The 25,548-nt window shown below is 67.0% G+C and carries 27 protein-coding genes; 4 read left to right on the top strand and 23 right to left on the bottom strand.

The window, feature by feature from the left end:
- Positions 1 to 715 precede the first annotated feature (715 nt).
- The 11 genes from RBJ75_RS02270 to RBJ75_RS02220 all read right to left on the bottom strand — a co-directional run bounded on the left by RBJ75_RS02270 (position 716) and on the right by RBJ75_RS02220 (position 11,588).
- Positions 716 to 1,867, bottom strand: a complete 1,152-nt coding sequence (locus RBJ75_RS02270; RefSeq protein ID WP_044415815.1) for a radical SAM protein — start codon at positions 1,865 to 1,867, stop codon at positions 716 to 718.
- Positions 1,864 to 2,871: a PIG-L family deacetylase gene (locus RBJ75_RS02265; protein WP_044415813.1), complete on the bottom strand. Its 1,008-nt coding sequence runs from the start codon at positions 2,869 to 2,871 to the stop codon at positions 1,864 to 1,866. Before RBJ75_RS02265 ends, RBJ75_RS02270 begins: the two co-directional genes overlap by 4 nt.
- The gene (locus RBJ75_RS02260; RefSeq protein WP_044415811.1) at positions 2,868 to 4,226 is read right to left on the bottom strand and encodes an AMP-binding protein; all 1,359 of its coding nucleotides are present in this window, start codon (positions 4,224 to 4,226) and stop codon (positions 2,868 to 2,870) included. Before RBJ75_RS02260 ends, RBJ75_RS02265 begins: the two co-directional genes overlap by 4 nt.
- The gene (locus RBJ75_RS02255) at positions 4,223 to 5,440 is read right to left on the bottom strand and encodes a DegT/DnrJ/EryC1/StrS family aminotransferase (RefSeq protein ID WP_044415809.1); all 1,218 of its coding nucleotides are present in this window, start codon (positions 5,438 to 5,440) and stop codon (positions 4,223 to 4,225) included. The genes RBJ75_RS02260 and RBJ75_RS02255 overlap by 4 nt, the downstream gene beginning before the upstream one ends.
- The gene (locus RBJ75_RS02250; protein WP_044415807.1) at positions 5,430 to 6,314 is read right to left on the bottom strand and encodes an ROK family protein; all 885 of its coding nucleotides are present in this window, start codon (positions 6,312 to 6,314) and stop codon (positions 5,430 to 5,432) included. Before RBJ75_RS02250 ends, RBJ75_RS02255 begins: the two co-directional genes overlap by 11 nt.
- A complete protein-coding gene (locus RBJ75_RS02245; RefSeq protein WP_080901174.1) occupies positions 6,311 to 7,378 on the bottom strand; it encodes a Gfo/Idh/MocA family protein in 1,068 nt (355 codons plus the stop codon). The genes RBJ75_RS02250 and RBJ75_RS02245 overlap by 4 nt, the downstream gene beginning before the upstream one ends.
- Positions 7,375 to 8,016 (bottom strand): HAD family hydrolase, encoded by a 642-nt coding sequence (locus RBJ75_RS02240; RefSeq protein ID WP_044415804.1) that lies wholly within the window; start codon positions 8,014 to 8,016, stop codon positions 7,375 to 7,377. Before RBJ75_RS02240 ends, RBJ75_RS02245 begins: the two co-directional genes overlap by 4 nt.
- A complete protein-coding gene (gene asnB, locus RBJ75_RS02235) occupies positions 8,013 to 9,767 on the bottom strand; it encodes an asparagine synthase (glutamine-hydrolyzing) (protein WP_044415802.1) in 1,755 nt (584 codons plus the stop codon). Before asnB ends, RBJ75_RS02240 begins: the two co-directional genes overlap by 4 nt.
- A gap of 41 nt (positions 9,768 to 9,808) precedes the next feature.
- On the bottom strand, positions 9,809 to 10,660 hold the full coding sequence (locus RBJ75_RS02230) for a fatty acid desaturase family protein (protein WP_160297963.1): 852 nt from the start codon (positions 10,658 to 10,660) through the stop codon (positions 9,809 to 9,811).
- Positions 10,661 to 10,884: 224 nt separating this feature from the next.
- Entirely contained in the window at positions 10,885 to 11,067 is a 183-nt protein-coding gene (locus tag RBJ75_RS02225) for a hypothetical protein (RefSeq protein WP_044415798.1), read from the bottom strand.
- Positions 11,068 to 11,237: 170 nt separating this feature from the next.
- Positions 11,238 to 11,588, bottom strand: coding sequence for an S-adenosylmethionine decarboxylase (locus tag RBJ75_RS02220; protein ID WP_044415796.1), 351 nt, complete (start codon positions 11,586 to 11,588; stop codon positions 11,238 to 11,240).
- Positions 11,589 to 11,693: 105 nt separating this feature from the next.
- Here RBJ75_RS02220 and RBJ75_RS02215 point away from each other — a divergent pair, with 105 nt between their 5' ends.
- Together RBJ75_RS02215 and RBJ75_RS02210 are read left to right on the top strand one after the other, a co-directional pair.
- Positions 11,694 to 12,848 carry a bis-aminopropyl spermidine synthase family protein gene (locus tag RBJ75_RS02215; RefSeq protein WP_044415794.1) on the top strand — a complete coding sequence of 385 codons (1,155 nt, stop codon included), beginning with the start codon at positions 11,694 to 11,696 and terminating at the stop codon, positions 12,846 to 12,848.
- 78 nt (positions 12,849 to 12,926) lie between these two features.
- The gene (locus RBJ75_RS02210; RefSeq protein WP_276156202.1) at positions 12,927 to 13,397 is read left to right on the top strand and encodes a GNAT family N-acetyltransferase; all 471 of its coding nucleotides are present in this window, start codon (positions 12,927 to 12,929) and stop codon (positions 13,395 to 13,397) included.
- Here RBJ75_RS02210 and RBJ75_RS02205 read toward each other — a convergent pair.
- The 12 genes from RBJ75_RS02205 to RBJ75_RS02150 all read right to left on the bottom strand — a co-directional run bounded on the left by RBJ75_RS02205 (position 13,387) and on the right by RBJ75_RS02150 (position 23,225).
- Entirely contained in the window at positions 13,387 to 14,040 is a 654-nt protein-coding gene (locus RBJ75_RS02205) for a class I SAM-dependent methyltransferase (protein ID WP_044411303.1), read from the bottom strand. The genes RBJ75_RS02210 and RBJ75_RS02205 overlap by 11 nt on opposite strands.
- Positions 14,041 to 14,045: 5 nt before the next feature.
- Complete coding sequence (locus RBJ75_RS02200) at positions 14,046 to 15,536, bottom strand: Do family serine endopeptidase (RefSeq protein WP_044411306.1); 1,491 nt, start codon at positions 15,534 to 15,536, stop codon at positions 14,046 to 14,048.
- A gap of 369 nt (positions 15,537 to 15,905) precedes the next feature.
- Complete coding sequence (locus RBJ75_RS02195) at positions 15,906 to 16,106, bottom strand: DUF2065 domain-containing protein (RefSeq protein WP_044411309.1); 201 nt, start codon at positions 16,104 to 16,106, stop codon at positions 15,906 to 15,908.
- A gap of 174 nt (positions 16,107 to 16,280) precedes the next feature.
- A complete protein-coding gene (gene hflC, locus RBJ75_RS02190) occupies positions 16,281 to 17,282 on the bottom strand; it encodes a protease modulator HflC (protein WP_044411311.1) in 1,002 nt (333 codons plus the stop codon).
- Positions 17,279 to 18,430, bottom strand: a complete 1,152-nt coding sequence (gene hflK, locus RBJ75_RS02185; protein WP_044411312.1) for an FtsH protease activity modulator HflK — start codon at positions 18,428 to 18,430, stop codon at positions 17,279 to 17,281. Before hflK ends, hflC begins: the two co-directional genes overlap by 4 nt.
- A gap of 154 nt (positions 18,431 to 18,584) precedes the next feature.
- Entirely contained in the window at positions 18,585 to 19,100 is a 516-nt protein-coding gene (locus RBJ75_RS02180) for a dihydrofolate reductase (RefSeq protein ID WP_044411314.1), read from the bottom strand.
- On the bottom strand, positions 19,097 to 19,468 hold the full coding sequence (locus RBJ75_RS02175) for a hypothetical protein (RefSeq protein WP_152647718.1): 372 nt from the start codon (positions 19,466 to 19,468) through the stop codon (positions 19,097 to 19,099). The genes RBJ75_RS02180 and RBJ75_RS02175 overlap by 4 nt, the downstream gene beginning before the upstream one ends.
- Entirely contained in the window at positions 19,447 to 19,860 is a 414-nt protein-coding gene (locus RBJ75_RS02170) for a hypothetical protein (protein WP_044411318.1), read from the bottom strand. The genes RBJ75_RS02175 and RBJ75_RS02170 overlap by 22 nt, the downstream gene beginning before the upstream one ends.
- 3 nt (positions 19,861 to 19,863) lie before the next feature.
- Entirely contained in the window at positions 19,864 to 20,658 is a 795-nt protein-coding gene (locus tag RBJ75_RS02165; protein ID WP_044411319.1) for a thymidylate synthase, read from the bottom strand.
- A 151-nt stretch (positions 20,659 to 20,809) separates the two neighbouring features.
- A complete protein-coding gene (locus RBJ75_RS02160) occupies positions 20,810 to 21,787 on the bottom strand; it encodes a tripartite tricarboxylate transporter substrate-binding protein (RefSeq protein ID WP_276156204.1) in 978 nt (325 codons plus the stop codon).
- 311 nt (positions 21,788 to 22,098) lie between these two features.
- Positions 22,099 to 22,632, bottom strand: a complete 534-nt coding sequence (locus RBJ75_RS02155; RefSeq protein ID WP_276156205.1) for a chromate transporter — start codon at positions 22,630 to 22,632, stop codon at positions 22,099 to 22,101.
- Entirely contained in the window at positions 22,629 to 23,225 is a 597-nt protein-coding gene (locus RBJ75_RS02150) for a chromate transporter (RefSeq protein WP_044406152.1), read from the bottom strand. The genes RBJ75_RS02155 and RBJ75_RS02150 overlap by 4 nt, the downstream gene beginning before the upstream one ends.
- Positions 23,226 to 23,492: 267 nt before the next feature.
- On the opposite strand from RBJ75_RS02150, the gene RBJ75_RS02145 reads away from it, so the two are divergent.
- Positions 23,493 to 23,996 (top strand): SspB family protein, encoded by a 504-nt coding sequence (locus RBJ75_RS02145; protein WP_044406149.1) that lies wholly within the window; start codon positions 23,493 to 23,495, stop codon positions 23,994 to 23,996.
- Positions 23,997 to 24,094: 98 nt separating this feature from the next.
- Positions 24,095 to 25,513 (top strand): class II fumarate hydratase, encoded by a 1,419-nt coding sequence (gene fumC, locus RBJ75_RS02140; RefSeq protein WP_044406147.1) that lies wholly within the window; start codon positions 24,095 to 24,097, stop codon positions 25,511 to 25,513.
- Positions 25,514 to 25,548: the final 35 nt, after the last annotated feature.

Here is a 25,548-nt window from a genome sequence, read left to right as displayed (position 1 = left end):
ATGCAATGACGATCGCCCAGCATCACAGGCGCAGCATGCGGACCTGGGGGCGCTGCTTGGTGCTGGAATTCGCCGCCAAGCAGCAGCTGGTGCCGCTGACGCATATGTTCAGCGACACGATCGCCCTCGAGGATTTGCGGCAGTTGCGCGCGCTGGTCGATGCGGCGCGGGCGATCGCCTGCGGGCAAAGCGACGGCGATCGCTTTGCCGCCATCTTGCGGTTCGAGGGCGATGACGACGACGCCGCGCGGCTGATGCGCGAGGCCGCCGGCACGATGAGCACCGAACAGGCCGGCATGGCGCTGGCGCTGGCCTATCTGCCGTTCCGGCTGGTCGATGCCTTCGCGGTCCATGTGGTGCATGGCGCCACGCAAAAGCAGATCGCCGCGGCGATCGACCCGCAAGCAGCACTAACGGTGCGCACGAGGCTGTTCCTGGCCGAGCATCTGATGAAGACCAGGACGCTGCGCGCGCTGGTGGCCTGCACCGCGGCCGCGGCCGTGCTGCGCCATAATGCTCCCGTGGCGGAGGCCTCCGAGCTTTGCGCTCGGGACAGCACCGATCGGCTGCGCCGGCTCGCGGCTGCGGCCGAGGCCTGGCTCGGCCATGTCGCGATGCTGTCCGACGCGTTGCGCTGCTGCGCTGCGCAGGACTGGTCCGGCGCCGAGGCGCTGGCGCGGCGCTGCGCCGTGCAGGCCGGAATCGCGCCCGGCGATCAGTTCGACGATCCGCCTGCTCTGGCCGATCTGCTGCTGATCTCGCTGCTGCCGAGCTGCGACACCATCGACGCCGCCGGCCGGCTGATGGCGCCACGCAGCGCCACCAGCCTGCGCCGCGCGGCTGCGGAGTGATACAGCGGCATCATGGCGATGTCGTCGAGCCCGATCGCGCCGTCGAGATAGAGGTTGAGAATATCGGCCTGGCTGAAGCAGGTCCGGCACACCGGCACGCGCGGGCGATCGCGGGTCAACAGCTCATACATCTTGTGGGTGCCGATCTGCCCGGCCACCGCGACCACGCCGTCGCGCTTGAGATTGCCGATCTCCAGCGTCCAGCCGACCGGGCACGGCGTCACCGCGCCGGTGTCGAAGATTTGCACCGCGGCCTTCGCCAAATGGCAGCGGGCGCGGCGCCGGCCCTGGTCGACGGCGAGGAAATCGGCCAGCGCGTGATAATAGGCCGGCGGCCCCAGCACCTCGCGATAATCGCGCGCGATGCCGGGCAGCGCGGCGGCAAAGCCCGCGCGCGACGCCGGCGCGAACAGCGATGCCGCATGGACACCGCGCACCGGGATCGGCACCACGATGATGCGGCACGGCTGCTTCCGCAGAAATTCGAGAAAGGCCGGAAACGCGGCCGCATTCGCGTCGCTGATCACGCTGGTGATTTCCAGCACCGTGCCCTGCGCCACCATCGCGGCGAATGCCGCCATCACCCGCTCGCCGATCCGCGCCGAGCGCCAGCGCATCGCGTTCATCTGCGGCGCGTGGCCGTCGAGCGACAGATTGAAGCTGACATTGCCCAGCGCGGCGATGCGGCGCACGGTGGCGGCGTCGAGCTCGGTGCCATTGGTGAGCACCTGGACATGGGCGTAGCGCCGCGCCAGCTCGTCGATCAGCTCGGTCGCATTGGCGAGCAGGAATAATTCGCCGCCGCTGACCTTGATCACCGGCGCGTCGACATGAGTAGCGAGGCCATCCAGCATCGCCAGCACATCGGCGACCGCGATACTGGCGCCCTTGCCGCGCCGCGATGCCGAGGTCTCAATGCCGAAATCATCGGCATCGGCGACCGAGGTGCAATAGCTGCATTTCAGATTGCACCAATTTCCGGCGATGATCAGGTCGTGATAGAGGAAATACTTCATGGCTGCTCCATGTCGAAAACCCCCGGCGTGACGAAGCGCCGCTCGGCAGCGCCGGCCTTCGCCGCGCGGCCGGCATGTGCCATGCACAGCGCGATCTGCGGCGCCCGCAGCCGGGTTTTGAACACCGTCAAAGCGGAGCGCTTGATCGCCGCGGTGGCGGTGATATCGGCGAGGCGAGCGACGCGGCCATGCAGCGCGACGCCGCCGCCGAGATCCGCCGCGGCGTAAGGCAGGTCCTCATAGAGCACGATGCGCTCGGCCGGCACGCCGAGCCGCGCGGCGATGTGCGGCGCTGCCAGCGCGACGATGACATGATCGAGGTGCCCGCCGATCGCCGCCGGCGCGAACAGATCGGCAATCGGCGCACGACCCAGCGCGGCGCCGATCGCCGCCGCGGCCTGCCCCGTCACCAGTTCGATGTCGTCGCGTAGCTGTGATTGCGCCAGCACGGCGGCGGCGCTCCAGCCCATCACCGACGCGACGCCGAGCCGATGGCGATCCTGGGCGCCGCGCAGGCCGAGGCAATGGCCATGATAGCCCAGCAAGCGCCCGGCCAGCCGGTCCTCGGCCAGCGCGATGGCGTCGAGCCGCTCGGCCGGCACCCGCAGGCCGGTCTGATAGGATTGCGACGAGAAGATGTTGAGCACCAGTGTGCGCGCCACGCCGCCGCGCAACGCGATCGCGCCGCCGAGCGACAAGGCGGCGTCGTCGATATGCGGCGACAGCACCACATCGACCGGGGCGGTCGGCACCGCGGCGGGTGGCGGCAGCAGCAGTAGATAACCTGCCTCGACCAGCCGTTGCAGCGACGCCCGCTCGGCGTCCGAAACCGCATCGACGTGGCACTCCGCTTCAGCGCAACGACCGATCAACTCACGTTCATTGTCGTCGAGCGCGACGACGCGACCGCCGGCGGTTTGCAAACCTTGCGGATGCGGTGCGAAATGCGGCAGCAGCGCCGCGTTGCCGGCCCGATCCGCGATGCAAGCCGCCTCGTCGGTCATGGCGATTGCCCCTGCAACCGCCGAGCAGCGATGGGCCTGCGACCCAGCCGCGCACGCGCCAACCGCCGAAGGCCGTCGTGATCCGGCTTGCCCGCCGGCGTGCGCGGCAATTCCGGCAGCGTCAGCACCACGACAGGAACCGCGCCGGCGATCGGCGCGACGGCGGCGGCGATTTGCGGTCCGGAGCCGTCGGCCGCCTCGCAAAACAGAATCAGATCCTGGATTTCCGCGCGCCCCGGACGCGGCTGCGCGAGCGCCACCGCATCGACGACACCGGCGATGGTGCGGGCCCGTGCCGCGAGTTGGCCGCAATCAATCAGATGGCCGTTGATCTTGACTCGGTCGTCGATCCGCCCGCGCAGCGCGACGCTGCCGTCGGTGGTACGGAAGGCGAAATCGCCGCTGCGCCAGATTCCGTTGCGGAGCTCACGCGCGCGCGGCTGCCCCTCGATCCCCGCGATGGCGTGGCCGAGATCGAGCACCAATTCGCCGGTGCCGGACTGCGGCGAGACGATGGTCACGCCGTCGAAGGCAAAGCCGAGACAAAATTCCGGCAACGACATGCGCGAGCCGAAGGTCGCGCCGGTTTCCGAACAGCCGTAATTGCGCGCCAACCCGCAGCCGAAGGCGCTACGAAAATCAGCGTCGAGCGCGTCCGGCACCGCGCCGGCGCCGGCGATCACCAGACGCGATGTCGGCGTGGCGGGAGCCGCGTCGCGACCCGCCGCCTCGATCGCCAGCCGCGCCATCGCGGGCGTCAGGATGACGATGTCGGTGTCGTCGTCGCGCAGCGCGCGCGCCAATGCGCGTGGATGCAGGCTCGGCAGCAGCCCCACCGACGCGCCCGCCGCGAGCAGACCCAGCATCGCGCCGAACGCGAAGGAATGGTCGATCGGCGCCGCCACGCAGCCGCGCTGGCCGGCGGCGAATCCGTAGCAGGCGACGTAGCGCCGCGCCTCGACGCGCAGGCTTTCGAACGACCGCCGCGCCAGTTTCGGCGGGCCGGTCGAACCCGACGAGGCATGGATCAGCGCCGGTGGCGAAGGATCGACCGACGACGCGCGACGTAGCTGCGCGCGGTCGGACCAGCGCCACACCGCGACATCGGCCGGCCAGTCGCCGACCTCGGCACCCGCGCCGAGCACCGGCACGGCGCCGGATCGCCACAGCGCCAGCGTCGCGCCGAGCAGTGCCGCCCCGCCCGCCTGGTCGATCACCACGCGGTCGCCCGGCCGCCACGGCCCGGAATCGGCGGCGGTGTCGTCCCACATTTTGGCAATCGATGTCTCATCGCCGGACGGCAGCAGCAACCGCCCAGCCGCGATCGCCGCGACGAGCTGATGCGGCCCGCTCATGCGGTTTCGCGCCCGAATTGTTGCGCCGTGACGGCGGTTCGCCTGGCGCTGCGCAATGCGCCGATCGCGCCCGCGATATCGGCCAGCAATGCCTCGTCGCCGAGCAGCAGCGGATGGGGAAACCACAGCACGGCGCGCGCCGCGGCGGCGGCTACCGGCGTCGCGATGCGTTCGTAATCGGGAATCGGTGCGATCGATCGCCGATGCAAGGCCGGCGCGGCGAACATGCCGGTGCGATGCACTTCCGGAAAACAGCGATAAGCGGGAATTCCGATCGCCCGCAACGCCGCCGCCAGCGCGCCGGCATCGCGGCCGCCGAATTCGTCCGGATCGAACCACGCCATCGTCATGTAACGGCCATGGCGCTCGACATAGTCCCGGCGTCGCAGCGGCGCGAGGCCGACATCGCGCAGATGGGCCTCGAACAACGGCCCCATCCGTTCGCGCTGCGCGGCTTGCGCCGGCAACCGACGCAGCTGGCCATTGAGCAAGGCCGATTGGAATTCGCTCAGCCGCATATTGGTCGCCGGCATCAGGTGCCGATACTCGGTATCGCCCTGCGGCCGCCCGCAGGAATGCCGCGCGAAGGTCTGCGCGGCGATGTCGGGGCGGCTGGTCGCCACCGCGCCGCCCTCGCCGCAGGTCATCAGCTTGCCGGACTGGAAGCTGAAGATCGCCGCATCGCCGAGCGCGCCGAGCGCCTGGCCGAAGGCGCGCCCGCCATGGCCATGCGCGGCGTCTTCCAGCACCGCAATGCCGCGCGGCCGCGCCAGCGCCAGCAGTGCCGGCATATCGACGGCATGGCCCGCCATATGCACCGGAATGATGCAGCTCGTGCGCGGCGTGATCGCCGCGGCGACGGCGGCGATGTCGATATTCAGGGTGTCGCGCTCGACATCGACCGGGATCGGCCAGGCGCCGAGCCGCAGCACCGCGGAGGCGGTCGAAATGAACGTGCATGCCGGCACGATCACCTCGTCGCCGGGAACGACGCCGAGCGTCTCGAGCGCCAATTCCAGCGCCAGCGTGCCGTTGGCCACGACGCGGACGTGATCGACACCGATCGCGGCGGCGAACGCCGCCTCGAAGGCGTCGCCGACGCCGCCATTGCCGCGCCACCAATGGCGCGATTGCAGCACGGCGTTGAGATCATCGGCGTCCGCATCGTCGAAGCGCGGCCATGATGGAATTCGATTGGAAAAATCAGTCTGCATGAGAGACCACCCGCTCCTGATTGTCGTGCCCGACCCGTCCGGGCGCCGTCCTGTTCAGCCCAAAGCCGATCGCCGCGCCGACCAGCCCGGCATCGTCGCCGCAGCGGTGGCGTGCGATCGAGACCGTGATGTGCCGCGCGATCAATTCGGCTTCGATCTGGTCGAACAGCGGCGACAGCCCCAGGCCGCCCGCGATCGCAATGCGGGCCGGATCGAACACCGCGTTCACGATGACGATCGCCTCGCCCAGCGCCGCGCTCGCGCGTTGCAGCGCGGACGCCACATCCGGACTCTGAAGCAGCGCGTCGGGCGACGCGGCCACCAGGTCTCGCAGGGCGAAGCCCGATGCGGCCGCCTGCAGGCAGCCGACGCGGCCGCATGAACAGCGCAGCCCCGTGGCGGACGGCACCGGCATGTGGCCGAGATCCATCGCCGCGCCATTGGCGCCGGTCAGCGGCACGCCATCGATCACCGCGCCGCCGCCGATGCCGCTGCCGATGCTGATACAGATCGTCGGCCCCGCATCGCGCCGCTCGAACGGATGCGCGGCGATCGCCGCCGCAGCGGCGTCATCTACCATCGCCACGACAGCGGCGTCGCGGATCGTGGTGCTGAGCAGGCTTCCGCCCTCATAAGCGCGCCGGTTCGGCCAGCGTCGCACCATTGCATCGGCGGTCAATTCCGGCGCGCTCGCCAGCGCCACGGCGCGCGGGCATCCGGCGCGGCGCCAGGCGGCGTCGATGATCGCGCACGCATCAGCCGCGCGATCCGGCGTGGCCGCCACCGCTTTCATCGCCAGCCGCCGCGCCGGATCGACCAGCGCGCTGCGCAGCCAGGTGGCGCCGAGATCGACCGCGAAAATCGCTTCGGTCATGACGCCCCCGCCTGCATCGCGCCGGCCAGCGTGGCGACGAACAGCAGCTCATCGCTCTGGTCGGCGATCTGCCCCATCACGCTGCGATGAAAATGCCCCAGCAGATGTTCGAATGCCGTCAGCTGCAATCCGGGCCCCGGCGCAAAGTCGGCGCGCCGGAACGGCTCACCGTCGCGTCGCAGCATCACCTGCTGATCGGGGTCGCGCCGGTTGTCGGAGAATCCGAACAGCCCGCTGAGCACCGCCTCGCCGGACGGCCCGCGCGCCGCCAGCCGCACCAGATCGCCGGGCTGATCGTCGATCCAGCTGACCCGCAACCGGATCCGGCAATCGCCCAGCCGCAGCGTCGCGTCAAAATGGTCGTCGGTGTCATATTGAACGAGTTCGGCCTCGCCTTGCCGCTTGTACCAGCCGGCGCCGCCGCCGCTGCGCCGCGACGTGCGACTGGCCTCGAGCAATTCGAGCGGAGCCAGCCGCCAATGCAAAGCGGCGCCGGCGATATCGAGCAGGTGATAGCCGAGATCGGCGAACACCCCGGTCCAGCCGTGATCGCGTTTGAGATGCCAATTCGCCGCCGGCACGCCGTGCTCGCGGCTCCACAGCAGATCGAGTTCGCGCAGCGCGCCGATCTGCCCGACATGGTCGAGCCACAGCTGTGTGTCATCGCGGAACCGGCAGGCGACGCCGCTGACCAGCCGGGCCGACGGCCGCGTCGCGGCGCGCAGCCGCGCGGCGTCGTGAACACCGCGTACCACCGGCTTTTCCACCAGGCAGGAGATCCCGGCGTCGAGCGCCGCCACCGCATCATCGAGGTGCCGCGCATTCGGCGACGCCACCAGCACCGCATCCAGGCGCTGCGCCAGCAGTGCGTCGCGGCTGGCGCAGAGTTTTGCCGCGGGCCAGGCTTGCGCCGCAAAGCGCAACGCCTCGGGCTGTGGATCATACACCGCGACGACCGCAAACAGCGCCTCGCATTGCGCCAGCGCCGGCCGATAGCAGCTACGCACCACCCAGCCGCAGCCGCAGATCCCGAGGCCCAATCGAGGCGCCGACGCGGTCATCATGGCGCCGCCTGACGCTGCGGCTCGCCGTCCAGCGCGCGCAGCAACGCTACGACGTCGCCGGGTGCAGCTATCTCGATCACACCGGGCCGCGCGGACACCGGCGGTCCGCCGCCCCAGCTCGCCAGCACCGCGGTCCGCCCGGCATTGTGGGCGGCCAGCAGGTCGATCGCGGTGTCGCCGATGAAGGCCAGCGCCGCGGCGCCGAGCCGCTGCTCGCACAGCCAAAGTCCCTCGGGCCGCGGCTTGCCGGGCGCGTCGCTGGCGCTGACCACGGCGTCGACATATCGGGCCAGTCCGGTGGACTCGAGCAGCATCAGCGTGCGCGGCCGGTCCTTGCCGGTGACGACGCCGATCCTGGCCGATTGCCGGATGGCGTGCAGCATCGCCGCCACGCCGGGAAATGCCCGGGTCTTGTGATCATGGGCGCGGGCATGGTGGCGAAAGCAGGCCGGGAATGCCTGCGGAAAGCCGAACTGATCGACGATGGCTTCGAGCGGCATGCCCATCCGCGCGCGGAAATCGCCGAGCCGCGCCGCGCCGTCGACGCTGAGCTCGGTCGACGCCGCCAGGAACGCGGACTCGACCGCTTCCCAGCTGTCGATCAGCACGCCGTCGAGATCGAACAGGATCGCACTCATGGCGCCACCGCCTCTGCCGGCGCCATCGCGCGGGGCACGCCGCGTGAATCCCTTGCGAGATCGGCGAGCAAATCGGTCATCGTGAATGCTTGGCTCGCGCCCGACAGATGGATTCGCCGAAACAATTCGAACAGCACGAAATCGCTGCTGCTGGCAAAGCAGCGGCCGAATGCCGAGCGTCGCACGACCGCGAGCGGCACCGCGCGCTCGCACAGCCGCGCGAACCGGCTGGCATGGCCGCGCGGCGCATGCGGCATCATCATCTTCGGGCGCATCGCGCTGTCGAAGATCGCCGTGCCGTAGCGGCGCAGCGCCGCGCGACGCAGCACCCGCTTGGTGATGCCGAGCGTGCCATCGACGATGTCATCGGGCGGCAGGCCGCGCACCACGGCCTGAACCTCGGGATCGAGATAGGGCACCCGCATCTCGACGCCAGAGGCCATCGCGATCGCGTCGACCGGATCGAGCTGGGCGCGCTCGAGCAAGTCTTGCAAGGAAATATCCAGCGTCGCACGCAGCCCCCGCGCGCCTTGCGCGGCGGCGGTGATCAGCGCATCGCGGATCGCGAAGGCGCGGCCGCTGGGCTGCAGGCCCGCGGCTTCGGCGCGGCGGAATCCGGCATTCAGCGTCGCCACGGTCTCGTCGGGATCGTAATAGCCGCCAAGGGTTTCGTCGGCGCCTTCGCCATTGATGCAGGCCTTGGCGCTGCGGCCGATCTGCCGGCACATCAGATGGAAGAACGGCCCGGCATGCAGATCGGGCGCTTCGACCGCCGCGATGGTGGCGGGGATCGCCGCGAGATAATCGTCGAAGTCGAAGGTCAACAGCGTGTGATCGGCGCCGATCGCCGAGGCGACGCGTTGCGCGGCGACGGCGTCGGGATGATCGGGCGCGTCGGCGACCGTGAAGGTGCGCAGCGGCTTGGCGCTGTGTTCGGCCGCCATGAAGGCCAGCATCGCCGAATCGATGCCGCCCGACAGCACCGCGGCGACTTCGACATCGGCGCGCAGATGGCTGCGGGTCGCCGCCAGCAGCGCCTCGGTGAATTGCTGCTCGGCCTGCTCGCGACATGATGGAAGCGGCGGCGGCGTGCGCAGCTGATAGGGCCGCGGCTCGCCGACATGCAGCCCCTTCGCCCAGTCCACCGTCAGATAGTGCCCCGGCGGCAGCGTCGAGATGCCGGCGAAGAAGGTGCGGCCGCCGGTCGGATAGCCGAGTGCGACGAAATCCGCAAAGGCGGTGTCGTCGAGCGACGGCGTCGCGCCGAGATGACCCAGCAAGGCTTTCGCCTCCGAGGCAAAGCGGAATTCGCCGCCGCGGCTGGTAAACCGCAGCGGTTTGATGCCGAGCGGATCGCGCAGCAAAATGAGCCGATCGGGCTCGAGCACCGCGATCGCGAACATGCCGCGCAGGCGCTGCGGCAGATCGAGCCCCCATTCGATCCAGCCGCGCAGCACCATCTCGGTATCGCAGCGGCTGGTAAACACATGGCCGAGCGCGATCAGCGCGTCGCGCAGCTCGTCGGCATTGTAGATTTCGCCGTTGAACACGACGGCGGTGTTGGCGCGCTGGTCGCGCATCGGCTGCGCGCCATTGTGGGGATCGACGATGGCCAGCCGCGCCGCGCCGATCTCGCAGGGGCCAAGCCGCGTCACCCCGATCTGGTCGGGCCCGCGGTGACGCAGCGCGTCGAGCATCGGGCGGACCTCCGGGGAGCCGGACAGCGTCAGGATTCCTGCGATCGCACACATGGCGGCCTCCGCTGGTCAATGCCGAGAACGGTCAGGCCGCCTCAGCCACGCGATTGCAGACAAGCACCGATGCCGCGAAACACCTCGCGCATCGCCTGGACATAGTTCGGACAGGATGGCGCGCCGGCGCGGCAGCGCGCGGCATGCAAGGCCGGCAATTGCCAAAACGGCAGGGTCGGACGCAGATGATGTTCGATGTGGTAATTGTCGTAATTGATCAGGTAGTTCCACAGCGGCGATGCCGGATAGGTTCGGGAATTCCGCGCCGGATCGCGCGAGGCGCGTTCGCGCCCGACATGTTCCGGCGAGGTCATCAGGAAGTGGATCACGGGCGCGACCAGAAGCGCCGGCACCAGCCAGCCCCACAGCACGAGCCGGAGATCGATCGCGGCGGCGAACGCCAGCAGCGCGGCCATCACGATTGCCGTTATGACAAATTCGTTGCGCGCCAATGCGTAGGCGCGCCCTTTCAGGATCGGGTCGGCGCGGTTGGCCGCCAGGGCGCCGAGCGTGGTGATGAAATCGCGCAGCCGGCCGGCGCTCAGCACATGGGCGATCACGGCGCCGCTGCTGGCGAAGTCGCGACAGCTGCGATCATAGATGTCGCGCGTGGTGCCGACGAAGCGGTGATGATGCAGATGCCGCAGCCTGGTGTCGGTGTAGGTGGTCAGCATCGGCAGGCCGAGCAGCGCGCCGACCAGACGATTGCCGCGCGGCGTCGGCAGCAGGATCGCGTGCAGCGCCTCGTGCTGCAATTCCAGCCCATGCGCATAGGCCAGGCCGAGCAGCAGCGCCGCGGCGACGCCGACCGGCCATTGCGGAAAGCGCGCGACAAGCATCAGGAGAACCAGGATGGTGCCGAGATAGACGGCGATCTTGAGTGTCGATCGCAAGCCAGCAGATCCGCTGATGTTTTGCATGACGGGCATCGCGCTTACCGCCTTCGCTCACCGCGTCGTTTCACAAATGTTGGAGATCACGCCAGCCGCGGCCGGTCATGACAAAACCCGTCACGCCCAGCCCTTGCGCGGCAGACAGCCGGTTTGAGCGTCGAAACCCGGAATTCGCCAACCTTGCCGGAAGACGAACTCCGGATTCGCGACCCCGAAGCCTGGCCCTACCAGTGCAACTCGTCGCGGACGTCGAGATCGAGTCCCTTGCCGGCCAGACCGGCCCGGACTTTGGCTAGCTCCGCTTCCGCCGTGTGAAACTTCTCGAGCGCGGAATGAAATTGCTGCAGACCCTCCAAGTGCTCCTTGGATCGTGCGACCGGAACATCGCCTTCCGAACTGCCAACCATTGCTCTCTCCTGTTCAGTTGAGTCGCGCTGTGCAATGCCGATGCGCAACTTATACGTGTATACAGGAGTTACATGCAATTGAAAAGTGCAATGTGAGGCAGGCACACGCAATCCGTCGCCGCGCCGCGGGCGCGGTCGTTGGGTCGAAACCTGCTGTCAGATTCGAAGGCTCAGAGCTGCGCGGCGATCTTGCGGCCGACTTCGTGCACCGCGATCGCCCCATCGGGGCAGACCCGTTGCTTGACCTCGGCGACGACGCGGTGGAAATCCATCTGCGGGTTGCACAACAGCACGTCGAGCAGCAGCAGCTTGTGTTCAGGCCAGGTGGTGAGCACGATATGGGACTCGGCGAGAAACAGCGCCACGGTCAGGCCGTGCGGAACATAGCGAACTTCATATTCGCCGATGATTGTCGCCCCCACCGACTGGACCGCCGCGCGCGCCGCCGCTACTAAGGCCGCTTCATCCTCGATGACCGGCAGGCAATCGTACATTTCCGCGAGGGCATGGGTCATCAACATCGGCACTGATCCCGCAATGGTGGTTTTCGAATTCGAAGCTCTTTGGCACGGATGGTGCCGCCGGCCAACTGGTGCCGCCCCTAGCCGCGTGGAGAACGCACGTTGATGACTGAGCCCTCGATCCTGCAGGCGGTCGCCACGGCGACGCGGTTGCGCGAAGGCCCGGAGGGCGTAGCAGCGATCCTGCGCGCCGTCTATCGCGCCGGCTCACTGCGGCTGCAGGATGCCGCCCGCGAGGCGCGTTTGCCGATGCCGGTGGCCAGCGCGATCCGCCGCGAACTCGAAAAGGCCGGGCTGCTGGAGCGCAAGCAGGGCCTGTCGCTGAGCCCGGAGGGCCGCGACTTCGTCGAGCGCGACCTCGGCCTCGGCAGCAAGATCGACCTCGCCTGCCCGACCTGCGCCGGCCATGGCATCGTGATCCCGGACAAATTCCGTCCGCTGGTGGAGCGGCTGGCGGCGATCGTCGCGCAGGCGCCGTCGGTCGACGTCACGCTGGATCAGGCGCCCTGCACGCCCGACACCGCGATGCGCCGCGCCCTGCTGATGCTGCAAAATGGCGCGCTGGAAGGCCGCCGGGTGCTGCTGCTCGGCGACGATGATTCGGTGTCGCTCGCAATCGGCCTGCTCGGCCAGGCGCAAGGCGGCCGCGACCTCACCCGCGGCGTCACCGTGGTCGACGCCGACGAGCGGCGGCTGGCGTTTCTGCGCCACAGCGCCGAGCAGGGGGGAATCGCGCTGCAGACCGTGCTGCACGATCTGCGGCAGCCGCTGCCCGAGGCGCTCAAGCGCGGCTTCGACGTGTTCGAGACCGACCCGCCCTATACGCTGGACGGCGCGCGGCTGTTTCTCACCCGCGGTTGCGAGGCGCTGGCCGCCGGCGGCCAATGCCTGTTCTCCTTCGCCCAATGGCCGGCGCCGCAGATGCTGCAATTGCAGCAGGTGTTCTGCGACCTCGGCCTCGCGGTGCAGACGATGCGGCCCGGCTTCAATCATTATGCCGGCGCCACCGTGCTCGGCAATGTCGGCCAGCTGATCGAACTGATCGCCGTCAACCCGTCCGGCGCCGAATTGCCCACATGGGACGGGCCGCTCTATACGGCGCAGGTCAATCCGCGGCTGCGCGCCTATCAATGCGCGCAATGCGGCGCCGAGATCGTGCTGGGCCGCGACGGCGCGCCCGACACCGTCGAGGCGCTGAAGGCAAAGGGCTGCGCCAGCTGCGGCGGCACCGTGTTCCGGCGCCAGTCGCAAAAGCCATGAGTCGTTACGCATAATGCGCAATTGCCGGCGCGCACCGAAGGTGGTGAAGCCGGTGTCTCAAATTCTTGGAGTCGATCGATGAGTGAGAAACCACAGGCCCGGCTGCGGCCGCTGCGACGCGACGATTTCGAGCGGATCGCGTTTTTCGAAAGCGAGATCGCCAAGGTGTCGTTTCCGGACGATCCGATCACCGATCTCGGCTTCTACGCGAAGAAGCTGGAGAAGCTGATCGACGACGACAACGCCGCCACCTTCGTCGCCGAACTGGACGACGGCACGGTGGTCGGCTGGTCCAATGTCAGCATCCGCCGCAACTTCATCACCAAGCAGGCTTACGGCGATTATCACAGCATCTATATCGATCCGTCGCAGCGCGGCAGCGGACTGGCCAACCGGCTGGCCGACGCGGTGTTCGACTGGTGCCGCGAGAAGAAGCTCGATCACGTCGTGTTCCGCACCCGCGCGACCAACGAGCCGATGAAGGCGGTGCTGGCGCGGGTCGGCTTCGTGCCGACCCAGATCTATCTGGAAAAGAACCTCAAGGATTGAGCGAGGCGTCCGCGACGTCGTCGGGTTCGGCCGTCGCGGACGCCAGCACGAACACGTCGTAGCGCACCGTCTTGCCGGCGAAGTGGTAGGACGGCTTGCGCAAACCCGGCATCGGCTCGGCGCGCAGCGGCCATTTCAGCACCACGCGCTTGCAGCGGCACGCCAGCGCCGCCTGCATCAAATCGGCGACGTCGGGATCGGCGCCGACCAATTGCCGCAGCAGCCGCATCTCCTGCTTGACCAGCGCGGTCTTCTTGCGCTCGGGGTGCATCGGATCGACCAGCACCACGTCGGCTGTGAGGCCCGGCAGCAGCGCCTTGGCGTCACCGTGAAGCAACGTCATGCGGGAGACGATGGCGGCCAGTTCGGCGCTGTCGCCGCGCGCGCGCGCCAGGCCTGCGGCGAGCAGCGCATGCACGCCGGGCGCACGCTCGATCATCGTCACCGTGGCGCCCATCGACGCCATCAGGAAGGAATCGCGGCCGAGGCCCGCGGTGGCGTCGATCACATGCAACGGCTGGGCGCCGGAGACGCCGGTCGCCTTGAGCAGCGCGTGGCTGCGCGCCGCATGGGAGCGCAGCCGGTAGCCGACCGCGCCGCCGACAAAATCGACGGCGAGTTCGGGCGGCTCCGCCTTGGCCATGTCGCCTATTGCACGCTGAGCGCCACGAAGCGCAGCTCGCCATTGCCGTTGGAGACCAGCAGCAGCACCGACTTCTTGCCGGACTTCTTGATCAGCTCGACGCGCTTCTTGATGTCGGCGGCGTTGCTGACGGCTTCCTGCGCCACTTCGACGATGACGTCGCCGGCGCTGAGCCGCTTCTCGGCGGCATCCGAGCCGTCCTCGACACCGGTCACCAGCACGCCCTTGACGCTGTCCTTGATCTTGTACTGGCTGCGCAGGCTCTTGCTAAGCCCGGCAAGATCGAGGCCGAGCGCCTTCTGGGTCGCCGGCTTTTCGACTTCCGGCTGGGTCTTGACCGAGGCCGGTTGCGCCTTGTCGCCGTCATCGAGGCGGCCGAGCGTCACCGTCTTGGTTTCTTCCTTGCCCTTGCGGATGATCACCAGCTCGACCGTCTTGCCGACGGCGGTATCGGCGACCACGCGCGACAGATCCTTCGGCTCCTTGATGTCCTTGCCGTCGAACTTGACCACGACGTCGCCGGGCTCGATCCCGGCCGGCTTGGCCGGTCCCTTGTCCTCGACGCCGGCGATCAGCGCGCCGCGCGCCGGCTTGATGTTCAGGCTTTCGGCGATTTCGTCGGTGACCTGCTGGATCCGCACCCCGAGCCAGCCGCGGCGCAGCTCGCCATATTTGCGCAGCGAATCGACCACGCCGATCACGGTCTTCGACGGCACCGCAAAGCCGATCCCGATCGAGCCGCCGGAGGGCGAGATGATCAAGGTGTTGACGCCGATCACCTCGCCGTCGAGATTGAACAACGGACCGCCGGAATTGCCGCGATTGATCGCGGCGTCGGTCTGGATGTAGCTGTCATAGGGGCCGTTGTTGATGTCGCGGTTGCGCGCCGAGACGATGCCGGCGGTGACGGTGCCGCCGAGCGAGAACGGATTGCCGATCGCCACCACCCATTCGCCGAGCCGCAGCTTGTCGGAATCGCCGAACTTCACCGCCACCAGCGGCTTGCCGGCCGGCGGCTTGAACTTCAGCACGGCCAGATCGGTCTTCTTGTCGACGCCGACCAGCTCCGCCTTGATTTTGGTGCCGTCGTTCATGATGACGTTGATCTCGTCGGCATCGGCGATGACGTGATTGTTGGTCACCACGATGCCCGAGGTATCGACGATGAAGCCGGAGCCGAGCGAGCTGGTCTTGCGCGGACCGGACTTGTCGCCGCCGCGGCGGTTCTTGAAGAAATCGTCGAAAAACTCTTCGAAGGGCGAACCGGGCGGCAGCTGCGGCGTTGCGCCCCGCTCGCTCGGAGCGACCTTGGCTTCGATGGTCTGACTGGTCGAGATGTTGACCACCGCGTCGATCACCTTCTCGGCGACATCGGCGATGCCCTCGGGGCCGCGCGCGCGCGCCGGCGCCGCGATCGTCGCCACGGCGGCGCCAAGGCAGAGCGCCGCCAGCAGCGGACGCAGGTGACGGCGGAAGGCGGGGGTCGCAGCGGACATGGCGGAAATCTCTCCTGGGAACGGGACGAAACGCTTGGCGAACGATCGACAGCAAACTCTGCGCCCGATCCGGGGATCGGCGCAAGCATCGGGTGGTCCTCGCGGCGCAGGCACGACCGGCAATAGCCGAGCTCATCCTTTAAGCCGATTCAGCAGCAAACCATACTGATTTCATAGTGTTCCGACGCCGACGGGAGGGGCGGACGGCATCGCGGAACCGGTCCTCACGCCTGCCTCACCATCCGCCGGATCATTACGGCAAAAAGCCGACGCGGTCGCTCACGATGGCGTTTGAAGCTGGCGGCGTTCGAGCTTCCGCCCGCTTCGGCGCCGACGACCTCGGCCGCCCCGCGCAGGGCGCGGCGGCGGTCAGTGCCGCACAACCCAGATCAGGATCAGGCCGGCGACGGCGGAGCCGATGCCGGAGAGCCGGAGAATATTGTCAGGGGTGGCCAGCGCGCTTTTCATCGCCCGCCGCATCCACGACGGCAGTGCCGCGAACATCAGCCCTTCGAGAACGAACAGAATACCAATGCCGATGAGGAGGTCGGCGAACGCAAAGGACCTCATGCAATTGATTCCTCTCCACGGCGAGCGACCCGCCGCGACGTGATCGAACGGCTGTATTTGACCGGTCCTGTCGACCGCTCTCGCTGGCCGAAGCGATGTCTCGTGGGGGTTCTAAAGCAGAGCGGTGCGGAACGCAAAATCAGCGTTCCGCACCGCACCGCAACACGCTTGCGATCAGGGCCTTGGGGCCGCGCTGGCCTCGGCCGGAACCGCCGGAGCAACAGGGGTGGCCGAAGCGCCCTTTGCGGCCGACGAAGCGGCTGGGGTGGCCGGAGCGGCCGTTGCGGCCGCCGGCTGGCCCGGCTGGCTGCCCGACGGATTGCCGAAGAACCTGAAGAAGTTCGAATCCGGCCGCAGCAGGAAACGGGTGTCGTTGTTCTTCAGTCCGTTCTCATAGGCCGTCATCGACCGATAGAACGCAAAGAAGTCCGGGTCCTTGCCATAGGCTTCGGCGAACAGCCGGTTGCGCTCGGCGTCGCCCGTACCCCTGATCTGCTCGGCCTGCGAATTGGCTTCCGCGACGATCACGGTAGCCTGACGGTCGGCCTTGGAGCGGATTTCCTGGGCCTTCTGTCCGCCCTGGGCGCGGAACTCGGCGGCTTCGCGTTGCCGCTCGGTCTGCATCCGCTGATACACCGCCTGACTGTTCTGCTCAGGCAGATCGGCGCGCCGGATCCGGACGTCGACCACCTGGATGCCGTAGCCGCCGGCTTCCTTGTCGAGCTGATCGCGGATCTTGTTCATCAAGGCTTCGCGCTGATCACGCACCACATCGATGAAGGTGACCTCGCCGAGCACCCGGCGCAGCGACGCATTGAGCAGCGTCGTCAGCTGGATGTTGGCGGCCGGGATCGAGCCGATGCTCTGATAGAACTTCAGCGCGTTCTTGATGCGATAGCGCGCGAAGGCATCGACCACGAGCCGCTTCTGATCGGACGCGATCACTTCCTGCGACGGATTTTCGAGATCGAGAATCCGCTTGTCGATGCTGATCACGGTGTCGATGAACGGCGCCTTGAAATGCAGCCCCGGTTCGGTGACGACGCCAACCGGCTCGCCGAGCCGCACCAGCAGCACCTGTTCGGTTTGAGACACGGTGAACACCGAAGCCCAGCCGACGACGATCGCGACGAACAAGACGATCAGCGCGACGATCCCTGTGATTCCGGTCCTCATCGGGTACCTCCGCTCTTCGGCTGCGGCTGCGCCGGTTTGGCCGGCGCCGCACTCTGCGGCGTCAGTTCGTTCAACGGCAGATAGGGCACGACGCTCTGGGAGCCTGCGCCACCGCCGTCATAGACCAGCTTCTGGGCGCCGCCGAGAACGCGCTCCATGGTCTCGAGATAGATCCGCTCCCGGGTCACGTTGGGCGCCTTCTTGTATTCGTCATAGACGTCGAGGAAGCGCGCGCTCTGGCCCTTGGCCTCGGCGACCGCCTGCCCCTTGTAGCCTTCGGCAACCTGCACGATCTGCGCCGCCCGGCCCTTCGCGTCGGGAATGACGCGGTTGGCGTAGGTCTGGGCTTCGTTCTGCAGCCGCTCCAGATCGGCGCGGGCCGCCTGCACGTCGCGGAACGAATCGATCACCTGCGACGGCGGATCGACCTTCTGCATCTGCACCTGCTGCACCAGAATGCCGGCGCCGTAGCCGTCGAGGATCTTCTGCATCAGATCCTGCACGCCGGCCTCGATCGTGGTGCGGGCGCCGGTCAGGATCGGCTGAATGTCGGAGCGGCCGATCACTTCGCGCATCGCGCTTTCAGCCACCGCCTTCACGGTGCCTTCGGGGTTCTGGATGTTGAACAGATAGTTGCCGACGCCATCCGGCTTGATGCGCCACAACACCGTGAAGTCGACGTCGACGATATTCTCGTCGCCGGTCAGCATCAGGCTTTCTTCCGGAACGTCGCGCGTCGTCGTGCCGCGCCGCGCCGGATCGTTGACGATGGTCATGCCGATGCTGATGGTCGAGACGCGCAGCGCCTTCGGCAGCAGCACGGTCTCGATCGGATAGGGCAGATGATAGTTCAGGCCCGGCTGCACCGTGCGCACATGCTTGCCGAACCGCAGCACCACGCCGAGCTCTTCGGACTGCACCCGGAAGAAACCGGACAGGCCCCAGATCGCCAGCGCGCCGACCAGCGCCACGGCGATGCCGATGCTGCTGAAATTGCCGCCCGGCAGCAGCTGTTGCAGGCGGTCCTGACCGCGACGCAGCAGATCCTCAAGATCGGGTGGTTTTGGCCCCGTTGATTGCGGACCCGAGCCCCACGGCCCCTTCGGACCAGACCCCCACGGGCCTCCGCCTTGATTCTTCCACGGCATTCAAAGTCTCCTTCGCACGGCCCAGAACCGGGCCGGCTTGTAACATCTGCACGGCGTTATAGGGGACAGTCCCGGCTGGCACAACGCAGGTGGTCGCCCGCCCCACCTAAGCCGGAACCCGCCTTTGTCAATGCAAATAGCGCCAAATGGCCGATCAACCCAGCCTTCGGCGGCGATAGGTCACATAGGAGAAATCGGCGCTGTCCTCGGCCGCCGCGGCATGCCGGCTGCGCGCCACTTCGTCCCAGAGCTGGGGATCGAGCGCGGGAAACCAGGTGTCGCCGTCCGGCCGCGCATGCACTTCGGTCAATTCGATACACTCGGCGCTGTCGATCCAATGCGCATAGATCTCGGCGCCGCCGATCACCGCGATATCGGTGGCAAATCGCCGCAGCGCGTCGCCCAATGCAATCGCCTCGGCGGCGGCGAATGAATGCGCGACCGCGACGCCCGCCGCGGCGAAATCCGGGTCGCGCGTCACCACGATATTGGTCCGCCCCGGCAGCGGCCTGCCGATCGACTGAAACGTCTTGCGCCCCATCAGCACCGGCTTGTTCAGCGTCAGCCGCTTGAACCGCTGCAGGTCGGATTTCAGCCGCCACGGCATCGTGCCGGCCGAGCCGATCACGCCGTTCTCGGCAACCGCGACAATCAGGGTGATGGGGATCATGCGGCGGGACGCAGGACGTAGGCCTCGTCAACATAGGTGCCGTTGCTATACGCCCCACGAACACGGCCATCCGGCGACGAGACCGACCTGACCGCTTGAACAATCGGATTGTCCGGCTTGACGACCGAATACAACAAATCGTGCCGGCCAGGCAGTTCATCGCTGTGATCGACGATTGTCTGCGCTACGCGAATGGTCTGTCGCAGCGCTCGGTCGGCGCGCTCGCTGGGAACGATATAAAGCCGGCCTCGCCCCTCATCATCGACGACCCAGATCGCGGTCTCGACCGAAAAGCCATCCTGTTCGAGGAAATCCAGCAACCGCCGCGCCGTCTCGAACTCACCGACTAAAGCTTGCTGCGCAACCATGGCAGAATTCCTTTCTCGATGGCTTCTATGAGATCGGCAGCTTCATCTTGACCGAACTCGCCATAGCGACTGGCCTCTTTCCAGCTCAACGCAATTTGCCAGCGGCCAGCGAATTCTGCGTCGGTCTTTTGACGGCCTTGAAGATCTTCCTCCAGATGGCACAGCTTCACCAGATCGCCGAAGTTGTGAGTAAAAGCCCTGCCCAGCATGGACTTGTCGGGCAACGTATCGGCTTTGAATTGACCCGACAAGATCGCTTTGAGCATCAATTCAACGGCATAACCGGCGAGATAGTAGGCATTCCCGCCACTGCCTAGTTGCAGCAAGCGCTTGGCATCCTGCAACTTGGCATCTGCAAGCGCGACCAGACGATCTTTCTGGATCTCCGCCATCTCTCACACCGCGACCGCGGCCTTGATATGCGGATGCGGGTCGTAGCCTTGCAGCGAAAAATCCTCGTATTTGAAGCCGAAGATATCGGTCACCTCCGGGTTGATCGTCATCACCGGCAGCGCGCGGGTCGGCCGGGTCAATTGCAGCCGCGCCTGCTCCAGATGGTTGGAATACAGATGCGCGTCGCCGAGGCTGTGGACGAAATCGCCCGGCGCCAGGCCCGTGACCTGCGCCACCATCATGGTCAGCAGCGCGTAGGACGCGATGTTGAACGGCACCCCGAGAAACACGTCGGCAGAGCGCTGATACAGCTGGCACGACAGCCTGCCGCGGGCCACGTAGAATTGGAACAGGCAGTGGCACGGCGGCAGCGCCATCTGGTCGATTTCGGCCGGATTCCACGCCGTCACGATCAGCCGGCGCGAATCCGGGTTGCGCTTGATCATCTCGACCACATTGGCGATCTGGTCGATGCCGGAGCCGTCGGCAGCCGGCCAGGAACGCCATTGCGAGCCATAGACCGGACCGAGGTCGCCATTGGCGTCGGCCCATTCGTCCCAGATCGAGACGCCATGGTCCTTGAGATATTTGATATTGGTGTCGCCTTTGAGAAACCACAGCAGCTCGTGCACGATCGCCTTCAGCGGCAGGCGCTTGGTGGTCAGCATCGGAAATCCGGCCGCCAGATCGAACCGCATCTGATGCCCGAACACCGACAGCGTGCCGGTGCCGGTGCGGTCGTGTTTTTCCGCGCCGTCGCTGAGGATGCGTGCAAGCAGGTCGTGATATTGATTCATGGCTGGGGCGGACTCGCAATTGCACTGGGCCCCGACTGCTGGGACTCGGCGGCGGATCGGACCTATAGCCCCAACATGCCCGTCATGGCCAGAACCGACAAGAGCTCGGCCGGCAGCCGATCGCCGCTCTCCCGCGTCTTGTCGGCACCGCTCAGGGCGCGACCGCCATCAGCACCGGCTTCCATCTGTCGATCTCCACTTTCACCAGCTGGGCCAATGCCTGCGGCGTGCGCTCGGCCGGCGACGGAATCACGCTGCCCAGCGCGAGCAGCCGCCGCCGCACCTCGGGGTCGTCCAACGCCTTGCTGGCCGCCGCATTGAGCCTGGCGATGATCGGTGCCGGAGTTCCCTTGGGCGCAAAGATCGCGTTCCAGGCCTGGGCCTGGAATGCCGGCAATCCGGCCTCGGCGGTGGTCGGAACCTCGGGCAGCGCCGGATTGCGCTCCGGCGTCGCCACCGCATAGGCCTTGATGGCGCCGGCCTTGATCGCCGGCACGACATTGACGATCTGATCGCACAGATAGTCGATCTGACCGGCAGCCAGCGCTTTCAGCGCCGGCGCGGTGCCATTGAAGGGCACGCCGGTCGGCCTGATATTGACGATCTGATTGAACAATTGGCCGGACACATGTGAAACCGAACCGACGCCGGCATGCGCGGTGTTCAACGTCCCGGTATTGGCCCGGACGTAAGCGATGAACTCCTTGAGATCCTTGGCCGGAAAGTCCTTGCGCGCCACGATCAGGATCGGCGTGCCGGCCAGCAGCGCGACCGGCTCGAAATCGGTGTCGGGGCGATAGGGCAGATTGGGATACAGCGACACCGCCGCCGCATGGGTTCCCATGTGCCCGGTGATCAGCGTGTAGCCGTCATTGGGCGCCCGCGCCACGCGGGTGGCGGCGATGGTGCCGCCCGCCCCGACGACATTCTCGGTCACGATGCTCTGGCCCAGCGTTTTCGCCATATGTTCGGTAACGATCCGAGAGATCACATCGGTCGGACCGTGCTCGGCGAACGGCACGATCATCGTGATGCTGCGCGACGGATAGTCCTGCGCCGGTGCCGCAACGACCGTCCCCATCACGCCGGCAACAGCGGCGGCGCAGACTGCCATGATACGAACGACCATCCACACAACGGGTCTCCATCAAGTCATTGTGCGCCACCACACCGCGATATCATGCAGCTGCTCACGGCCTTGGAAGTCGGTAGGAAGCTGCGATCGGGAATCGGGACGATGTCGGCGCGGAATATTCCTCGAAACGCAAGGAAGCGTCGAAGCGGCCACATTAACGCAATGTCGAAAACAACGGCGGTGCTTTAAGTATAATACTCAAGGTCGGAGCATAACGAAGCGTCCCGGCCTTGATGTCAAGATGCATCAACATCGACACCTTCTAAACGCTGGGCGCCAATGCTGCGCGCACCGAAACGTCATGGTCAGATGAAACCGGCGATACCCAAACACCCGCCCGCCAGCAACAGCCACAGCGGATTGAGCCGCGTCGTCGCGGCCAGCAGCGCGGCCAGCGCAGTGATGATCGCCGCGGTCAGCGTCCGATCCGCGGTCAACGCCAGGATCAGTCCGCTGGCGCTCATCAATCCGATCGACAGCGGCACCAGCGCCGCCTGAATGATCGCCGGCCAGCGCGAATGGCTGGATCTGGTCAGCAGCCGGCTGACGCCATAGGCCAGCGCCGCGGTCGGGCCGCACATGGCCAGCGTCGCCACCAGCGCGCCGGCGATGCCGGCGACGTGATAGCCGATCAGGGTCACGATCAGCACATTGGGGCCCGGCGACAATTGCGCGATGGCGAACGCATCGGCGAATTGCAGATCGGTCATCCAGTGCTGCAGCTCCACCGCAACGCGGTGAATTTCCGGAATCGCCGCGGCGGCGCCCCCAATGGCGAACAGCGACATCAGCCCGAAATTCCAGGCCAGCGTTCCGAGCGGATTGCCGCCCCCGGTCATGCGCGCCTGCCCCGCGCCACGAAACTGACCGCGATGCTGAGCGGGATCGCCACCATCAGCACCACCGGCATCGGCTGGCGCAGCAGCCCGACCGCGACGAACACCCCGGCGAACAGCGCCAGCGCCACCGGATCGCGCTTTTTCAGCAGTGGCGTCAGCATCTTGAAAACCACGGAGAACAGCAGGCCGATGGCGACGCAGGACACCCCGGCCAGCGCCCGCCGCAACACCGCGAGCTCACCGTAGCGGGCATACAGCGCCGCGATCGTCGTGACGATCAGCAGCGGCGGCCCGAGCAGGCCGGCGAACGCCGCGATGGCACCGGGGATGCCGCGAAACCGCGATCCAAACACCACCGACAGGTTGACGATGTTGGGGCCGGGCAGGAAATGACAGAGCGCGAAGGTCTCGTTGAACTCCTCCGCGGTCATCCAGCGATGTTGCTCGACGATCGCCCGCCGCGCCCAAACCAGCACGCCGCCGAACCCGGCCAGCGACATCCTGGCAAAAGCCACGAACAATTCCAGCAATTGCGGCTCGGCCGTCGCAGCCGCCGTCACAGGCACGGCCGTTGAAGGAGAATCTGGCACCATCCGCAAGAATTAGAGCGCAGGCCACGGCCGGCCAATCGGTATTTTCGCATATGAGGGCGGCTTGCCGACCTTACGGCCCCCCGCCCCGCACCCCATATGAACAGGGTCCCGCTGCCCGAAAATACGGCACTGGGCAAATCAATTGCGGCTGCGGGCGCCGATCCCTGCTGACCTCGGCCGGTTGCCGGGGTAGCATACCGCAGGCACGAGTCGGGCCACTGACGTCGGTGACCATCAGCACATCCTTGCGAGCACGGAACGAACATCATGGCGACCGATCACATCCGATACGACGTTCTCGCGCGCGACGCGCTGCGCGGGGTCTTGCGCCAGGTCCTGATCGATGCGGCCGCGAACGGGCTGCCCGGCGAGCACCACTTCTTCATTACCTTTGTATCCACCGCCCCCGGCGTGAAGCTGTCGCCGCGGCTGCTGGCGCAATATCCCGAAGAAATGACCGTGATTCTTCAGCATCAGTTCTGGGATCTGGTCGTCACCGAGGACCGCTTCGAGGTCGGCCTGTCGTTCGGCGGCATTCCCGAGCGGCTGGTGGTGCCGTTCAGCTCGATCAAGAGCTTCTTCGATCCCTCGGTCCAGTTCGGCCTGCAATTCGAAGCCTCCGACGCAGCACTGGAAGCCGAGGCCCCGGCCGCCAATGTGCCGGCCGCCAGCGAAGCCGCCACGCCGGAGCCGGCCGAGGCCGACGAACAGCCGGCAAAGCCGAGCGAGGGCGCCGAAGTGGTGCGGCTCGATCGCTTTCGCAAGAAATAATCGGCGCCAGCCGCCCCATCCGCCGTCGACCGCGTGGCCGACCTGACCACGCCATCTGCGCCGCAGCCCGACGGACAGCACCACGGAACACCGCATTCATGGCCCGCTCCCCCCGACCGCCCGCGCCGGCCGCGACCCGCAGCGAAACCGATAGTTTCGGCGCCATCGACGTCGCCGCCGACCGTTATTGGGGCGCCCAGACCGAACGGTCGCGGCGGAACTTCCAGATCGGCCACGACCGCATGCCGATCGGCATCGTGCACGCGCTCGGCATCGTCAAACTCGCCGCCGCCGAAACCAATCACGACCTCGGCCTGCTCGATCAGCGCCGCAGCCGCGCCATCGTCCGCGCCGCCCGCGAAGTGATCGCCGGCGGGCTCGACGAGCATTTTCCGCTGGTGGTGTGGCAGACCGGCTCCGGCACCCAGACCAACATGAACCTCAACGAGGTGATTGCCAACCGCGCCAATGAGCTGCTCGGTGGCGAACGCGGCGCCAAGAAGCCGGTGCACCCCAACGACCACGTCAATATGAGTCAGTCGTCGAACGATTCCTTTCCGACCGCGATGCACATCGCCGCCGCGCAGGGCATCACCGCCGATCTGATTCCGGCGCTGACCACTTTGCTCGGCGCGCTGCGCGCCAAGGAAAAGGCCTTCGCCGGCATCGTCAAGATCGGCCGCACCCATACCCAGGATGCCACCCCGCTGACGCTGGGCCAGGAGTTTTCCGGCTACGCCGCCCAGCTCGACAGCGGCATCGCCCGGCTGAAAACCGCCCTGAAGGACCTCTATCCGCTGGCCCAGGGCGGCACCGCGGTCGGCACCGGCCTCAACACCAAACCGAAATTCGCCAAGCTGTTCGCCAAGCGCGCGGCGGCAATCACCGGCCTGCCATTCACCACCGCGCCGAACAAATTCGAGGCGCTCGCCAGCAACGACGCCTATGTCTTCGTCCATGGCGCGATCAATGCGGTCGCCACCGGCCTGTTCAAGATCGCCAATGATATCAGGCTGCTCGGCTCCGGGCCGCGCTCCGGCCTGGGCGAATTGATCCTGCCGGAGAACGAGCCCGGTTCCTCGATCATGCCCGGCAAGGTCAATCCGACCCAGTGCGAGGCGATGACGATGGTCTGCTGCCAGGTGTTCGGCAACCAGACCGCCATCACGGTGGCCGGCAGCCAGGGCCATTTCGAGCTCAATGTCTACAAGCCGGTGATGGCCCACGCGATGATGCAGTCGATCGGGCTGCTCGCCGATGTCGCGCGCTCCTTCACCACGCATTGCGTCGAGGGCATCCGCGCCGACGAAACGCGCATCGACGATCTGATGCAGCGCTCCTTGATGCTGGTGACGGCGCTGGCGCCGACGATCGGCTATGACAACGCCGCCAAACTCGCCAAGGCCGCCCATCAGCGCGGCACCACCCTGAAACAGGAAGCGGTCCGGCTCGGCCTGGTCACCGAGGTGGAATTCGACCGCCTGGTCCGCCCGGACAAAATGACGCATCCCGGATAAATCGGGCTTTGCTGCCCTCTATCGCCAAAATGCCG

The sequence above is a fragment of the Rhodopseudomonas sp. BAL398 genome (assembly GCF_033001325.1).
In the GTDB taxonomy this organism is placed as follows: domain Bacteria; phylum Pseudomonadota; class Alphaproteobacteria; order Rhizobiales; family Xanthobacteraceae; genus JARJEH01.
The sequence above is the reverse complement of the archived record's forward strand: the minus strand, read 5'-3'. Positions and strand labels throughout refer to the sequence as shown.

Bases quoted from the DNA above. Each gene is read 5' to 3' on its own strand.
- RBJ75_RS02245 (WP_080901174.1), bottom strand. From the start codon at position 7,378: ATGATGACCGCGTCGGCGCCTCGATTGGGCCTCGGGATCTGCGGCTGC.
- RBJ75_RS02150 (WP_044406152.1), bottom strand. From the start codon at position 23,225: ATGGTGCCAGATTCTCCTTCAACGGCCGTGCCTGTGACGGCGGCTGCG.
- RBJ75_RS02210 (WP_276156202.1), top strand. From the start codon at position 12,927: ATGAGTGAGAAACCACAGGCCCGGCTGCGGCCGCTGCGACGCGACGAT.
- RBJ75_RS02225 (WP_044415798.1), bottom strand. From the start codon at position 11,067: ATGGTTGGCAGTTCGGAAGGCGATGTTCCGGTCGCACGATCCAAGGAG.
- RBJ75_RS02195 (WP_044411309.1), bottom strand. From the start codon at position 16,106: ATGAGGTCCTTTGCGTTCGCCGACCTCCTCATCGGCATTGGTATTCTG.
- RBJ75_RS02255 (WP_044415809.1), bottom strand. From the start codon at position 5,440: ATGCAGACTGATTTTTCCAATCGAATTCCATCATGGCCGCGCTTCGAC.
- RBJ75_RS02265 (WP_044415813.1), bottom strand. From the start codon at position 2,871: ATGACCGACGAGGCGGCTTGCATCGCGGATCGGGCCGGCAACGCGGCG.
- asnB (WP_044415802.1), bottom strand. From the start codon at position 9,767: ATGTGTGCGATCGCAGGAATCCTGACGCTGTCCGGCTCCCCGGAGGTC.
- RBJ75_RS02220 (WP_044415796.1), bottom strand. From the start codon at position 11,588: ATGTTGATGACCCATGCCCTCGCGGAAATGTACGATTGCCTGCCGGTC.
- fumC (WP_044406147.1), top strand. From the start codon at position 24,095: ATGGCCCGCTCCCCCCGACCGCCCGCGCCGGCCGCGACCCGCAGCGAA.
- RBJ75_RS02180 (WP_044411314.1), bottom strand. From the start codon at position 19,100: ATGATCCCCATCACCCTGATTGTCGCGGTTGCCGAGAACGGCGTGATC.
- RBJ75_RS02215 (WP_044415794.1), top strand. From the start codon at position 11,694: ATGACTGAGCCCTCGATCCTGCAGGCGGTCGCCACGGCGACGCGGTTG.
- hflC (WP_044411311.1), bottom strand. From the start codon at position 17,282: ATGAGGACCGGAATCACAGGGATCGTCGCGCTGATCGTCTTGTTCGTC.
- hflK (WP_044411312.1), bottom strand. From the start codon at position 18,430: ATGCCGTGGAAGAATCAAGGCGGAGGCCCGTGGGGGTCTGGTCCGAAG.
- RBJ75_RS02270 (WP_044415815.1), bottom strand. From the start codon at position 1,867: ATGAAGTATTTCCTCTATCACGACCTGATCATCGCCGGAAATTGGTGC.
- RBJ75_RS02240 (WP_044415804.1), bottom strand. From the start codon at position 8,016: ATGAGTGCGATCCTGTTCGATCTCGACGGCGTGCTGATCGACAGCTGG.
- RBJ75_RS02205 (WP_044411303.1), bottom strand. From the start codon at position 14,040: ATGGCCAAGGCGGAGCCGCCCGAACTCGCCGTCGATTTTGTCGGCGGC.
- RBJ75_RS02170 (WP_044411318.1), bottom strand. From the start codon at position 19,860: ATGGCGGAGATCCAGAAAGATCGTCTGGTCGCGCTTGCAGATGCCAAG.
- RBJ75_RS02250 (WP_044415807.1), bottom strand. From the start codon at position 6,314: ATGACCGAAGCGATTTTCGCGGTCGATCTCGGCGCCACCTGGCTGCGC.
- RBJ75_RS02260 (WP_044415811.1), bottom strand. From the start codon at position 4,226: ATGAGCGGGCCGCATCAGCTCGTCGCGGCGATCGCGGCTGGGCGGTTG.
- RBJ75_RS02165 (WP_044411319.1), bottom strand. From the start codon at position 20,658: ATGAATCAATATCACGACCTGCTTGCACGCATCCTCAGCGACGGCGCG.
- RBJ75_RS02155 (WP_276156205.1), bottom strand. From the start codon at position 22,632: ATGACCGGGGGCGGCAATCCGCTCGGAACGCTGGCCTGGAATTTCGGG.
- RBJ75_RS02145 (WP_044406149.1), top strand. From the start codon at position 23,493: ATGGCGACCGATCACATCCGATACGACGTTCTCGCGCGCGACGCGCTG.
- RBJ75_RS02160 (WP_276156204.1), bottom strand. From the start codon at position 21,787: ATGGTCGTTCGTATCATGGCAGTCTGCGCCGCCGCTGTTGCCGGCGTG.
- RBJ75_RS02175 (WP_152647718.1), bottom strand. From the start codon at position 19,468: ATGGTTGCGCAGCAAGCTTTAGTCGGTGAGTTCGAGACGGCGCGGCGG.
- RBJ75_RS02200 (WP_044411306.1), bottom strand. From the start codon at position 15,536: ATGTCCGCTGCGACCCCCGCCTTCCGCCGTCACCTGCGTCCGCTGCTG.